The 13,305-nt window shown below is 51.5% G+C and carries 12 protein-coding genes; 4 read left to right on the top strand and 8 right to left on the bottom strand.

The window, feature by feature from the left end:
* Positions 1 to 47 precede the first annotated feature (47 nt).
* The 4 genes from VIN76_RS13585 to hflX all read left to right on the top strand — a co-directional run bounded on the left by VIN76_RS13585 (position 48) and on the right by hflX (position 5,735).
* The gene (locus VIN76_RS13585; RefSeq protein WP_414696369.1) at positions 48 to 2,396 is read left to right on the top strand and encodes a sensor histidine kinase; all 2,349 of its coding nucleotides are present in this window, start codon (positions 48 to 50) and stop codon (positions 2,394 to 2,396) included.
* Between the two features lie 10 nt (positions 2,397 to 2,406).
* Positions 2,407 to 3,789 (top strand): sigma-54 dependent transcriptional regulator, encoded by a 1,383-nt coding sequence (locus tag VIN76_RS13580; RefSeq protein WP_332042404.1) that lies wholly within the window; start codon positions 2,407 to 2,409, stop codon positions 3,787 to 3,789.
* 69 nt (positions 3,790 to 3,858) lie between these two features.
* Positions 3,859 to 4,443, top strand: coding sequence for an RNA chaperone Hfq (gene hfq / locus VIN76_RS13575; protein ID WP_332042403.1), 585 nt, complete (start codon positions 3,859 to 3,861; stop codon positions 4,441 to 4,443).
* On the top strand, positions 4,440 to 5,735 hold the full coding sequence (hflX, locus tag VIN76_RS13570; protein WP_332042402.1) for a GTPase HflX: 1,296 nt from the start codon (positions 4,440 to 4,442) through the stop codon (positions 5,733 to 5,735). The genes hfq and hflX overlap by 4 nt, the downstream gene beginning before the upstream one ends.
* Before the next feature lie 8 nt (positions 5,736 to 5,743).
* Here the strand turns inward: hflX and mazG are convergent, their stop codons facing one another.
* Genes mazG through VIN76_RS13530 form a run of 8 tightly spaced genes read right to left on the bottom strand, consistent with a single transcriptional unit; the run spans position 5,744 to position 13,185 of the window.
* Entirely contained in the window at positions 5,744 to 6,502 is a 759-nt protein-coding gene (gene mazG, locus VIN76_RS13565; protein WP_332042401.1) for a nucleoside triphosphate pyrophosphohydrolase, read from the bottom strand.
* A 48-nt stretch (positions 6,503 to 6,550) separates the two neighbouring features.
* Positions 6,551 to 7,174 (bottom strand): retropepsin-like aspartic protease family protein, encoded by a 624-nt coding sequence (locus VIN76_RS13560; RefSeq protein WP_332042400.1) that lies wholly within the window; start codon positions 7,172 to 7,174, stop codon positions 6,551 to 6,553.
* A gap of 2 nt (positions 7,175 to 7,176) precedes the next feature.
* Positions 7,177 to 7,947 (bottom strand): MBL fold metallo-hydrolase, encoded by a 771-nt coding sequence (locus VIN76_RS13555; protein WP_332042399.1) that lies wholly within the window; start codon positions 7,945 to 7,947, stop codon positions 7,177 to 7,179.
* A 2-nt stretch (positions 7,948 to 7,949) separates the two neighbouring features.
* A complete protein-coding gene (locus VIN76_RS13550) occupies positions 7,950 to 8,726 on the bottom strand; it encodes a TatD family hydrolase (RefSeq protein ID WP_332042398.1) in 777 nt (258 codons plus the stop codon).
* A 2-nt stretch (positions 8,727 to 8,728) separates the two neighbouring features.
* The gene (gene metG, locus VIN76_RS13545) at positions 8,729 to 10,306 is read right to left on the bottom strand and encodes a methionine--tRNA ligase (RefSeq protein WP_414696368.1); all 1,578 of its coding nucleotides are present in this window, start codon (positions 10,304 to 10,306) and stop codon (positions 8,729 to 8,731) included.
* 47 nt (positions 10,307 to 10,353) lie between these two features.
* Complete coding sequence (locus tag VIN76_RS13540) at positions 10,354 to 11,385, bottom strand: AAA family ATPase (protein WP_332042397.1); 1,032 nt, start codon at positions 11,383 to 11,385, stop codon at positions 10,354 to 10,356.
* A gap of 5 nt (positions 11,386 to 11,390) precedes the next feature.
* On the bottom strand, positions 11,391 to 12,017 hold the full coding sequence (gene tmk / locus VIN76_RS13535; protein WP_332042396.1) for a dTMP kinase: 627 nt from the start codon (positions 12,015 to 12,017) through the stop codon (positions 11,391 to 11,393).
* A 7-nt stretch (positions 12,018 to 12,024) separates the two neighbouring features.
* Positions 12,025 to 13,185, bottom strand: a complete 1,161-nt coding sequence (locus VIN76_RS13530; RefSeq protein WP_332042395.1) for a D-alanyl-D-alanine carboxypeptidase family protein — start codon at positions 13,183 to 13,185, stop codon at positions 12,025 to 12,027.
* Between the last annotated feature and the right edge of the window lie 120 nt (positions 13,186 to 13,305).

The following is a 13,305-nucleotide window of genomic DNA, read 5'->3' as shown; positions in this document are numbered from 1 at the left end:
GTGACATATTTGTATCATAAGTGCTTTCTCTACAACGAATCTGTTGTATGAAGAACACAATGAACGCCGTGCAGCCCTCTTCTGATAAACGAACACCTGCATGGCTGCGGCGGCTCTCTTTATACGCGGAAAATGACAAGGCCATGAAAATGGTGGAATGGGCCGCCATTTTGCTGTTTTTGGCTACTGCAAGCGGTAGCTATTTTCTCCTTAGCTCCCAATCCGGTCGAACCGACTTTATATCCCCGCCACTAACTGCTGCGTTGCTGGTGGTGAACCTTATCCCTGCGATTACATTGCTGGTATTGCTGGGTCGCCGTGTCGCAAAGGGCAGGGCGGCGCAATCTGCCATTGCAACCAGTGGCCGGCTCCATGTGCGGCTTGTGGCACTATTTTCATTGATTGCGAGTATCCCGATGTTGCTCGTCGTCATTTTTGCCTCGCTGCTTTTCCAATATGGTGTCGAATTCTGGTTCTCTGACCAGGCGAGAGGCATGCTGGAGAATGCTAATAATCTGGCACGCGGATATTATGACCAGAACCGCCGGGACGTGGGTGAGGAAACCATCACCATGGCGAGCGACCTCAGAAGCTTCCTCAACGAAAGGGGGATAGACCATCCGGAGTTTGCAGAAAACTATTCATTCCAGGTACTTACAAGGAAACTGAACGAATCCGCCATCATTCAATTTGGTGAGGACGGCGTTCCGCGCACTGCCGCTGCGGTTAATCCGGCGGATATCAACGAAGGCCCGAAAATCACAAAAGAGGTGCTGGATCAACTCATGGGCGGGCAAGGCTATGTGGTGATTGCAAAGCCCAACAAGATTGAAGCTGTGACCGCTCTCGACCTGGAATCCCAGGTTTTCCTCTATGCCGCACGCGATTCGGATATGCTGGCGCTTAGCCAGTGGGAACGGGCCCAGTCGGTTCTGGCGGACTATGATATGCTGTTCAGCCGCTCCCGCAGCCTGCAATTGCAATTCAACATTGCTCTGTTTTTCGTATCTTTGTTCATGGTGGGGATCGCGCTGTGGGTAGCGCTGGCGGTAGCGGACCGTTTGGTTAGGCCGGTTAACGAACTGGTCGATGCGGCAAAGCGGATTACGGAAGGGGATCTTGCCACGCGTGTGCCGACATCGCTTGATAAAGACGAGATCGGCACTTTGGGCAGAGCGTTTAACCGCATGACCGAGCGTCTGGAAACCCAGACATCTGCCTTGCTGACTGCGAACGAGCAATTGGGCAACCGGCGCGCCTTCATTGAAACGGTGCTGGAATCGGTTACCGCGGGTATCCTCAGCCTTGATCAGGATGGAAATGTCAGCCTGATCAACTCGCATGCCCAGGCTTTGCTTGCCAAGGAAAGCGAGTTTCTGCTCGATAAAAAAATATCGGATATTGCCCCGGAATTTGCCAAGTTGATCGACGAGGGCACAGAAAATGCCATCATCCAGTTTAATTCCGTCAATGAAATCCGGACGCTTGAGGTGCAAATCGTTAAGGGAAAACAGGGGTATGTCATCACTTTTGAAGACATTACCCAACAGCTTTTGGACCAGCGCCGCGCCGCCTGGTCCGATGTGGCGCGCCGGATAGCGCATGAAATCAAGAACCCGCTCACACCCATTCAACTCGCGGCAGAGCGTTTACAGCGCCGCTTTGGCAAGAATATCGAGGAAGGCGCATCGATATTCGCCCAATTAACCGGCACGATTATCCGTCAGGTCGGAGATTTGCGTAATATTGTTGACGAATTTTCATCCTTTGCGCGGATGCCGAAACCGGTATTCCGCGAGGAAAACCTTATCGATATAGCGAAACAGGCGGTTTTTCTTCAGGAAGTGGCCCATCCGGAAATAAGCTTTCGATTTGACGCGGAGGGTCCGGAAATCTCCCTTGTTTGTGACCGCCGCCAATTGGGACAGGCGCTGACCAATATTGTCAAAAATGCGGTTGAAGCCATCGAGCAGAAGGCTGCGGCTAATGACGCGTTCTCGATGAATGACGGCAAAATCAGCATGCGCGTTTGCCGGATTGGTGACGAAGTGGAAATCCGGTTGGAGGACAACGGCATCGGCCTGCCCGCAGAGCGCGAACGGATAGTCGAACCTTATATGACAACCCGGGACAAGGGCACCGGCCTAGGCCTTGCGATCGTTAAGAAAATTGTTGAAGAACATTTCGGTGACATCGCGTTTAGCGATGCATATCCCGCAGATAATGGCGGAGGAACATGCGTCACGATACGCCTGAACCCGGCCAAACTTAACCGCTTGGGCGAAAGTTTTTCCAGTCAGAATGCAGAAACCGGCACAAGTGAAACCGTTATCGGCGGTTTCCGCAGCGCGGATGACAAAGACCGCCCGCAAACAGAGAAATTCCCCCCGAACTAGAGGTTGAAAAATGGCGTTAGATATCCTGATTGTTGATGATGAGCCGGATATTCGGGAACTGATCTCCGGTGTCCTTGAAGATGATGGCTATGAAACCAGAATGGCGGGTGATAGCGACGCTGCGCTGGCCGCGATAAAAGAGCGCAAGCCTTCTCTCGTTTTGCTGGATGTATGGCTCCGTGGTTCGCGTCTTGACGGTCTGGAGCTGCTGACCGAGATCAAGAAGATTGATCCCAATTTGCCGGTCATCGTTATTTCCGGCCACGGGAATATTGATACAGCCGTTGCCGCTATTTCCCAAGGTGCGGTCGATTTTATCGAAAAACCGTTTGAAGCCGAGCATCTGATGCATCTTGTCGCACGGGCGACAGAGACGGAAAGTTTGCGCCGGGAAAACGAGATATTGAAAGCGCGGGTCGGTTTCGCGGATGAGCTTACCGGCAATAGCGCATCGATCAATGCGGTCCGCGCGACATTGAAGCGTGTTTCCGGCACTGGCAGCCGCTTGTTGATTTCCGGCCCGGCAGGGGTTGGCAAAGAAGTGGCCGCCCGGATGATGCATAATTGGAGCACGCGGTCAAAAGCGCCATTTGTGACAATCAGTGCGGCGCGGCTCTCCCCGGAAAGCGTGGAGGAAGAGCTTTTCGGAACAGAAAGAAGCGGCGTTATCGAAAAAATCGGTCTGATGGAAGAAGCGCACGGCGGGACGCTGTTTATTGATGAGGTGGCAGATATGCCGCTTGATACGCAGGGAAAGATATTACGCGTTCTGACCGAGCAAAGCTTTGTACGATTGGGTGGTAGCCAGCGGGTTAAAGTAGATGTTCGGGTCGTATCCGCGACATCGCGTAATCTTGAGGAAGAAATTCAGGACAAGCGTTTTCGGGAGGACCTTTTCTACCGGCTTAATGTTGTTCCTGTTGAACTACCGCCGCTTAACCAGCGCCGCGACGATATTCCCATTCTGGTCGAACATTATTCCGCTCGTTTTGCGGCCGACCAGCGTTTGCAGGCTCCGGAAATTTCCACGGAAGCCATGGCTGCATTACAGGCCTATGACTGGCCAGGTAATGTTCGCCAATTACGCAATGTAATCGAACGGACGATCATATTGGCACCAAAGGATAATTTCTCCAAAATTGAAATGACGATGCTGCCACCCGAAATATTGGGCAATGATGATGATCTGGATCAGGGTGTTACGTCTTTGATGGGCTCACCCTTGCGCGAAGCACGCGAAAGTTTTGAACGGGAATATCTCAGGGTGCAGATACGCAGATTTTCCGGCAATATTTCCAAAACGGCCAATTTCATTGGTATGGAACGCTCTGCCTTGCACCGGAAACTTAAAATACTGGGCCTTGCCGTCAAGAAGAAGCAGGATGTTGAGTAGAGCTATTCCTGGGACCCATATTTAAGACAATTCCTGTTTGTTGTTGTAGCTTTGGCGTCAAATCCATATATGTCAAAAGCGTGGCTCTCCCCAATATATAAAGGCCACCCACTTGAACCCAGGCTGCGGCTTTGTGCCGCCAAAAACCGGAAGTCAAATATGACCGATAAATCAAACAACTTACAAGACCTCTTCTTAAACTCTCTCCGCAAATCCAAAACCCCCGTGACCGTATTTCTGGTCAAAGGCGTCAAGTTGCAGGGCATCGTGACGTGGTTCGATAATTTCTCGATATTATTGCGCCGTGATGGCCAGTCACAGCTTGTTTACAAGCATGGCATTTCCACCATCATGCCGTCACAAAGCCTTGATTTAGAACCATTTAACGAGCTTATGGATCGGACCAAGCTCAAAAAAGGCGTTCTTCAGGAAGTGTTCCTGATGGCCGTGCGGGACAGCAATGATCCTGTGACCATGTTTTTGGTCAATGGTGTGATGCTGCAGGGTGAAGTGGCGGCTTATGACCTGTTTTGCATCCTGCTGGAGCGGGAAGGACTGACACAGCTTGTTTACAAGCATGCAATCTCTACCGTCCAGCCCAGCGAGGCAATTAATCTTGCCGATTACACCGATAGTGACGAAGATTCGCATTGATCCCATTTGAAAAAAAAGAACTCGACGGCACCGACGATAAAGCCCTCATTGTTCACCCCGATTTAGGGGCTCTCAATCAGAACGCCTTGGAATACCGCCTTGAAGAAGCGGTAGGCCTTGCCTTGGCAATTGGATTGAAAACGACATCTGCACGCTATTTTACTGTCCGGTCACCAAAGGCGGGAACATTGTTCGGTTCCGGACAGGTGCAGCAGATCAAGACGATATTGGCGCAAGAAGGTGCCAGTATATTGATTGTCGATGGAACATTGAGCGCGATTCAACAGCGCAATCTTGAGGAAGAGCTGGAAGTTAAGGTCATTGACCGGACCGGACTGATCCTCGAGATTTTTGGTGCCAGGGCTGCGACTGCCGAAGGGCGGTTGCAGGTGGAGCTGGCACATCTTGATTATCAGGCGGGTCGTCTGGTTCGTAGCTGGACCCACCTGGAGCGGCAGCGCGGCGGTTTCGGCTTTCTGGGCGGTCCGGGCGAAACGCAGATTGAATCCGACCGCCGGATGATCCGCGACCGTATGGCAAAATTGCGCAAGGATCTTTCCCACCTTCGCAAGACCCGGACGCTCCACCGCTCCCGGCGTCAGAAGGCTCCGTGGCCGGTCATTGCGCTTGTCGGTTATACCAATGCCGGAAAATCCACACTTTTCAATCGCTTGACGGGCGCGGATGTCTTTGCCGAAGACCTGCTATTCGCGACGCTTGATCCCACAATGCGCCAATTTTCTTTACCCGGATATGATAAAGCCATTATTTCCGATACGGTTGGATTTGTGTCCGATCTGCCGACCCAGTTGGTCGCTGCGTTTCGCGCAACGCTTGAAGAAGTAACAGCCGCCGATGTCATCATCCATGTCCGGGATATTTCACACCCGTCCAGCGAAGGGCAGGCTCATGATGTCGAACAAATATTGATGGAACTGGGCGTTGAATTGGAAGGCGGGGAGGGCGCGCCGATCATCGAGGCATGGAACAAGGTCGACCTGATTGATCCTGATGATCCGGACAGCGTTCAGCTACCGCAGCATATTCCTGATAATGTATGCCTGATATCGGCAGCAACCGGGCAGGGTGTCGATCAGCTTCTCGAGATGATCACTGAAACCCTATCGCGCAACCATAAAACCGAAACGGTTACTTTGCCGGCATCGGATGGCAAGCGGTTGGCGTGGTTGCATGAAAATGGCCGTGTTCTGGAATCAGAGCAAGGCAACGGTAACCTGATACTGTCCGTGCAGATGTCCCATCGCAACTGGGGCCGGTATCACGCTCTTTAGAACTTGTCTTAGAGTGTTACCTTGGCCTTTTGCCACTCTTCTTCCAACTCGTCGAGTGTCATTTCTTGCATGTCGCGCGTAACATTGCGCTCCACCTCATTGAATCGATTAGAGAATTTTCGCGTAGCATCAACTAATGCCTGCTCCGCATCCACGCCATAATGGCGGGAAAGGTTCACGGCTGAAAACAGCAGATCGCCAATCTCTTCGTGAATATGCTCACTGGTTTCGGCACGTTCGACTTCTTCCAGCTCCTCAAGCAGTTTCTCTTTGACGGGTGCCTTGTCGGGCCAGTCAAAGCCGACGCGGGCCGCGCGTTTCTGGATCTTTTGAGCCCGTAACAGCGCGGGCAGGGCCAATGCCACTCCGTCCAGGGCGCTGGATTTACCTGTCTCGGCCCGCTCATTCGCTTTTATCTGTTCCCAGCCCGGAGAATGTTTTTCCTCACCAAAGATGTGCGGATGTCGCCTGATCATTTTATCACAGATCGAGTTCACCACATCACTGAATGAAAAATGCCCAAGATCAGCCGCAATCTGGCTGTGGAACACGACCTGTAGCAATAGGTCACCAAGCTCATCCTTTAGCGCGTCTATATCCTCACGCTGGATGGCATCGGCGACTTCATAGGATTCCTCGATTGTGTAGGGTGCAATAGTTTCGAATGTCTGGTCCTTGTCCCATTCGCATCCCGTCTTTGGATCACGCAGTTGACGCATGATTGAGAGAAGGGGATCAATTCGGGATTTGTTCACCGGCTCATTCACTGGACATCCATCCTGATATAAAAGATTGATAATATATATTATGTTAAATTATTGCACATCAGAAGGCGAACTTGGTGGTTCGAGGATCATCTCCATTCTCTCCACCCGCCAACTGTCCATAGCCGACAGAAAATTCATTCCCAAGACATTGGAACCGCCAAAAGCCTCTGCCACCACCACGGGAAACTCCACAGCCATCATAGGTCCCACTCGCAAAGATTGTATAGTCCCGCGCTGTGCTTCGACCATTCCGTTGGCGGTGTTCAGGTAAACCGGAAAGCCGCTTTCATCAATATCAACATTTGCGGCCCGTGCTGTTTCCAGCGTCATCGCCGTTGTCGTTGCCCCGCTATCGATCAAGAACCGGACCGGCGTACCGTTCACTTGTGCATTCACCCAAAAATGTCCGTCGGCGGATTGGCGCAATCTTAATGTCTGACCAATGATCTTCTGCTCGTTAGCGCCGGTTAATTCACCCGTGACTCTGTTCCAGACGCCCAGCAATTCTGTTTTATAAGAGAAAATGAGTATGAAGACGGCAAATATGGCAATCCAGCTTAGTATCGCGCGGACTACATATCCAAAACCGATACGACGTGAAAACAGCGCACTTGCGACCAAAACTAAAGCGCCAATCGCAAATACAAGATTTATGGACTGGTCTTCGGTCATATCTAAACCTCTATTACAAGCCCGTCATAAGCAGGCCTTATAGTGTCCGGCAATATCGAACAGAGCTGCTGATAGTCCATCGATTTGTCCATATGGGTCAGCAGGCTATAATGCGGGTTTACATCCTTTATCAAATCTAGCGTCATATTAAGATGCGCATGCGTAGGATGTGGTTCCTCCCGCAAAGCATCAACCACGAATATATCGCAATCCTTGAAATTACGCCGCATGTCTTCCGTCACATCACCAAAGTCCGTCGCATAGCATATTGATTTTGATCCATGCTCGAACCGCAATCCTGCGGAAGTGATACTGCCGTGGGGCTGGTCAACGGTTTTAACAACGATATCGCCAATCAGCATTTCGTTCTCAAGCGTCCGGGCTTCGCATATTGACGGGTAATATCTGTTCCCATCAAAAGCATAGGAAAACCGCCGCATCAAACTTTCCAAAGCAAAGGACCGCGCATAGGCATTTATGGGTTCACGTGTCTTGTGAAAAACCTGCCGCAAATCGTCAATACCATGACAATGATCGGCATGGTCATGCGTCCAGATTACGCTATCAATCGTGTCGATATCGCAGGCCAGAAATTGCGATCTTAAATCGGGTGATGTGTCGATCAATATACGAGTTGTCTGGCTTTCCACGATGATGGAAACCCTGCTCCGTCGGTTCTTGGGTTCGTTCGGGTCGCAATTACCCCAGTCATTACCGATCCGCGGCACTCCAGCAGATGTCCCACAGCCAAGAATTGTTAGCTTCAAAGCCAAGGTCAGACACGCGCTTTGCTGAACAAGTTATAGAAATTCTGCGAAGTTTTTTCGCAAATCTCCGTATAATCCTCACCGCGCAGTTCAGCGAGGAAGCGCGCTGTGTCCGCTACAAACGCCGGCTCTCCGGTCTTGCCGCGATGCGGCACAGGTGCCAGGAACGGGGCATCGGTTTCGACTAACAGGCGGTCCAATGGTAATTTCGCAGCCGTCGCCTGTAAATCCTTGGCATTTTTGAATGTCACGATGCCTGAAATTGAGATATAAAGACCTAAATCCAATGCCTTATATGCGAAATCTTCGCTGGCAGTGAAGCAATGGATAACGCCGCTATAACCCCCCTGCTCCATTTCATCCTTCATGATAGAGGCGGTGTCCTCTTCCGCATCGCGTGTATGAACTATGATTGGTAGACCAGTTTCTCGCGCTGCATGGATATGGGTGCGAAAACTCGATTTCTGGCGGTCGCGGTCACTATGATCATAATAGTAATCAAGGCCGGTTTCCCCGATACCAACCACGCGTTCATGCTCCGCTTCGCGTACCAGTTTCGCCAGATCAATATCGGGATGCGCGTCTGCTTCATGGGGATGGATGCCGATACTCGCCCAGACATCGCTTTCGCGTTCCGCTGTAGCAACAATATCGCGCCATTCGCTCTCTCTGGTAGAAATGTTGAGCATGGCGGTTACACCGCTTTTGCGCGCACGGTCCAGTACAGCGCCCTGCTCTTCGATCAGGCCCTTATAATTGAGGTGGCAATGACTATCGACCAACATGTTTATGCATCCGTATCCAGATCTGCGGGCATCTCAAGACGCGGGAATATACCGCTCGGAGTTGGTAGGGCCAGGCCAGTTTCAATCGTTTCGTTCAAATGGCTGAAATCCCGCTTGTCATCGTCTTGCGCTAATAGATCGAGCATTTTATCACAGCTTTCCGGAATGACCCAGCGCAGCATGATCGCTAACCGGCGAATGGATTCTGCGGTATAATAAAGCACTGTATCGGCGCGTGCAGGATCGGTTTTCCGTAATGCCCAAGGTGCCTGATCTGCGAAATATTGATTGGTTGCACTCAGCCGTTCGCGCAGCAAGTCTATTGCCGCATGGATTGGAAATTCACCACTTTCCATGATGGACGTCATCCGTTCGAAACAGTCTTCCAATTCGCTGATAAGCTGTTCTTCTGCGTCACTTTTCATTCCCGCTTCCGGGACTTTACCATCGCAATTTTTGGCTATCATGGACAAGCTGCGCTGGGCCAGATTGCCGAAATTATTGGCCAGATCCGCGTTGGTTTTGGTTACGATCATCTCCGCTGAATAGCTGCCATCCTTGCCGAAAATGACTTCGGACAACAGAAAATAGCGCAGCTGATCCACGCCAAAGGCGTCGGCCAGGGCGATGGGATCGACGACATTGCCGACCGATTTTGACATTTTTTGGCCGCGGTTAAGCAGGAAGCCATGTCCAAAGACTTGCTTGGGTAGCGGCAAATTCGCGCTCATCAGAAATGCAGGCCAATAGATTGAATGGAACCGCACAATATCCTTTCCGATAATATGCGTTATGTCTCCACCTTCGCTCCAATATTTGGGATAATAGTCTGTTTTTTCAGGATAACCCAGTCCGGTGAGATAGTTGGTCAGTGCATCGATCCAAACATACATCACATGGTTTTCGCTGCCCGGAACTTTAACGCCCCAGTCAAAGCTAGTGCGGGATATCGACAGGTCGTTCAATCCGCCTTCGAGAAACTTGATCATTTCGTTCCGGCGGCTGTCCGGTTTCAGGAAGCCCGGATTTTCCTTGAAGAGTTTCAGCAAAGGTTCCTGATATTTCGATAGTCGAAAGAACCAGCTTTCCTCAATGGTCCACTCAACAGGTGTTCCCTGTGGTGACAGCTTTTCCTTGGAGCCACCCTCCCCCTCGGCCTCGATCAGTTCGCTTTCATCATAATAGGCTTCGTCCCGGATGGAATACCAGCCTTCATATTTGTCGAGATAAAGGTCGCCATTGGCGTCCATCGCCTGCCAGATTGCCTGGCTGGCTTTGTGGTGGACTGCCTCTGTAGTACGTATGAATCTGTCATAGGAAATATTAAGTTTTTCACACATCCCGCTGAATAGATTCGACATTTCATCAGCAAGTTCACGGGGTAAAACACCCTTGGCAGCAGCTGTCTGAGCCATTTTCAGGCCATGTTCGTCTGTCCCCGTCTGGAAGCGAACATCCCGGCCAGACAAGCGATGAAACCGCGCAATCGCATCGGTTGCAATTGCTTCATAGGCATGGCCGATATGGGGCGGCCCGTTGGGATAGCTGATCGCTGTAGTAATATAAAATGGACTGGACATGAATTTCTTTCTCGATTCCTCGTCAAACCGATGTTTGGGGCTTCTCTTTATGCGGGCTCATCCTGTTGGGCAAGCGATCCCATCAGGCTTCCGAGGCGAAATATTACGGCCTGGCTGTCAAGCGCCTTGGGAGAGGCCATGGCCGCAAGCTCACTGGCCTCACGCCAATCTTCTATGGCACGGAGATTGGGTTTTCCACCGGATGATTTGATATGCTGAGCCATAAGGCTGGGCGCCCGCGCCAGAAAGGCCTGATAACGCGGAGTTGCGGCCTTCAGGGACAATTTACGGGCCAGATCGCTTTTAATCTGATTATTGCGGTCACCGGTGCGCATAATATCGCGGGCAAGGCTTTCCAACTCAGCCAACTCTGCGTCAACATATTGCAACGACCGCCCCGGCGACCCCTCCCCCGCCGCAATCAGTGCCTGCAGATTGGCTTCATCCAGACCGGGCGCAGCGCGGGACAGAATTTCGCGCATCTGCTCGTCACTTAACGGGTCGAAGCGCAATATCTGACAGCGTGACCGGATTGTCGGCAACAATCGTTCGGGTGCATGGCTGACCAATAGGAATATTGTATCTTTAGGTGGTTCCTCAAGATTTTTAAGTAACGCATTGGCAGCATTGCGTTCCAGGTCGTCAATCGCATCAATCACAACAACGCGGTAAGTCGAAATTGAAGCCTGAGTGGCGAAAAGCGATTGCAGGCTGCGGATCTGCGCGATTGATATGTTGCGCTTCAGTTCATGCTCCTCAAGCACCTCCGGGCCCTGTTCCAGCGCCTTTCTCTCTTCCTTGTCGGTCTTTCCGCCGCGTTGGACGAGCCGGAAATCGGGATGGGAGCGGGCTGCCAGTAATTTCGCACCTTGGCTTTGATCGTCCAGTCCAAACCCTGCCGACTTTGCAATGTGCGAGCTACTACCATGTTCCAGCAGGAACTGGGCCGCTTGTTTGGCGAAACCAGCTTTGCCTATGCCTTTAGGGCCAGCCAATATCCAGGCATGGTGCAGCGTCCCTTTGTCAAAGGATTGCCGGAATATGCGCTGTGCTTTTTCATGGCCCAAATATGACATCATAGAGTTCAACCTATCAGGTCGGTCAGATTTTGCATCAAATTTGCTGTTATGTCCGCTGGAGACCGGGAAGCATCGATTAGCTTTACCCGGTTCGGTTCTTGCTGTGCAAACTGCCGGAACATAGCCATGACAGCACGGTGATAATCACTATCCCGGCCCCCTATCCTGTCGCTGTCCCCCCGATCCCTGGCTTCGGCACGGCGAGCGGCAATCTCTTCGGGAAGATCCAGAACGAATGTGCGGTGAGGCATTAGCGCGTTGCTGCCCACTTTGTGCAGCGTCATTATATCATCATCAGTTAAAATGCCGCTGACGCTTTGATAGGCACGGCTGCTATCGATGAACCGGTCGCTGATGATCCATTCACCGCGCTCCAAAGCGGGCTTGATAAGCGTTTCGCAATGTTCCGAACGTGCCGCGGCAAACAATAATGCCTCTGTCCGCATATTCCATTTTTCGTCATGCCCGCGCAGCAAAAGATCACGGATAGTCTCTGCCCCCGGAGTGCCGCCCGGTTCACGGGTAAGGCACACTTTAAAGCCCTTGGCCGCCAAAGCCGCTGCAAGAGCTTTGGCCTGCGTTGACTTTCCGGTCCCTTCCCCGCCTTCGAGACTAATGAATTGCCCGGTCACGCCTTGGTCACGCAAGACCGAACAAGGATTTCAGGCCCGCCCAGACACGGCCGAAGAAACCGGCCTCTTCGACGGCTTCCCCGGCGATCAGTGGCATGCTCTGCGTCCCTGCATCACTGGTGGTAACAATCAAAGTTGCTATCTGTTGGCCTTGCTTGATAGGTGCTTTTATAGGCCCGTTGTAACGGACCTTCATTGTTATATTGCTGTCAGAACCCTTTGGAATGCTAGCAAATAAGTCCCTCGGTGCAACAAGGTTGACAGAGGACGTATCACCCAATTGTACTTCGGCAGTCTGGACCTTAACCCCCTTTTTGAAGAGTGGCTTGGCTTCCCAGGCATTGAAGCCCCAGTTCATGAATTTCACTGATTCAGTGCCGCGACCACCATAGCTGTCCAGACCGGCGAGCACAGAAATAATCCTGCGCCCATTTTGCTCCGCCGAACCGGTAAAGCCATAGCCGGCCTCTTCGGTATGGCCGGTTTTCAAACCATCCGCGCCCTGAATCTTTCCGAAAAGCGGGTTGCGGTTGGGCTGTGTAATCGGGTCACCAGCCATGGTTTTACCCCATGTAAATTCAGCTAACCCGAAATATTCTTTATATAATTTGGGAAAATCGTTTGCCAGTCTGGCACCCAGGATACCAAGATCGCGGGCTGTAACCATGGTCTTGCCTTCATCTGGCCAGCCTGTACTGTTACCAAATCGGCTGTTTTTCATGCCAATCCGCTTGGCGGTTTTGGTCATTATGGCTGCAAAATTCTCTTCCGTGCCGCCAATCGCTTCGGCCAAAACCACACTGGCATCATTGCCGGACAGTGTGATGACACCGTGAAGCAGGTCACTAACCGTCGGTTCATCATCGACGGCAAGGAACATGGTCGAGCCTTGGCTATACCATTTTTGCCATGTCGATCTTTGGACTTTGACTTTCTGGTCGAGGGACAATTTGCCCTGTGTGATCTGATCAAAGGCGACATAGGCCGTCATCATCTTTGCCATGGAGGCAGGCGGTATTTGCTTGTCGGCATTTTTTTCAAACAATACGGCGCCGGAGGACATATCCGTCATATAAGCAATTGGCGCTTCGGTTTCATAAACAGGGGCGGCTAGAACCGCAGAAGAAATGGCGAAAAGCGGCAACGAAGCTAAAATAATCTTGTTCATCAAATTCCCGGTTCCAAATCAGATATGAGTATATATTATTTTGCGCCGGTTTTATTTTCCGGCGCGCAGGATTCTCGCATCACTATAGCCATGCTTTCCCGCCCGTGCCAGTGAGCTTTA

This window comes from Parasphingorhabdus sp. (genome assembly GCF_036568145.1).
Classification (GTDB): Bacteria; Pseudomonadota; Alphaproteobacteria; order Sphingomonadales; family Sphingomonadaceae; genus Parasphingorhabdus.
The sequence above is the reverse complement of the archived record's forward strand: the minus strand, read 5'-3'. Positions and strand labels throughout refer to the sequence as shown.

Bases quoted from the DNA above. Each gene is read 5' to 3' on its own strand.
- VIN76_RS13550 (WP_332042398.1), bottom strand. From the start codon at position 8,726: ATGTTGGTCGATAGTCATTGCCACCTCAATTATAAGGGCCTGATCGAA.
- VIN76_RS13560 (WP_332042400.1), bottom strand. From the start codon at position 7,174: ATGACCGAAGACCAGTCCATAAATCTTGTATTTGCGATTGGCGCTTTA.
- VIN76_RS13585 (WP_414696369.1), top strand. From the start codon at position 48: ATGAAGAACACAATGAACGCCGTGCAGCCCTCTTCTGATAAACGAACA.
- hfq (WP_332042403.1), top strand. From the start codon at position 3,859: ATGTCAAAAGCGTGGCTCTCCCCAATATATAAAGGCCACCCACTTGAA.
- VIN76_RS13580 (WP_332042404.1), top strand. From the start codon at position 2,407: ATGGCGTTAGATATCCTGATTGTTGATGATGAGCCGGATATTCGGGAA.
- VIN76_RS13530 (WP_332042395.1), bottom strand. From the start codon at position 13,185: ATGAACAAGATTATTTTAGCTTCGTTGCCGCTTTTCGCCATTTCTTCT.
- metG (WP_414696368.1), bottom strand. From the start codon at position 10,306: ATGTCCAGTCCATTTTATATTACTACAGCGATCAGCTATCCCAACGGG.
- VIN76_RS13540 (WP_332042397.1), bottom strand. From the start codon at position 11,385: ATGATGTCATATTTGGGCCATGAAAAAGCACAGCGCATATTCCGGCAA.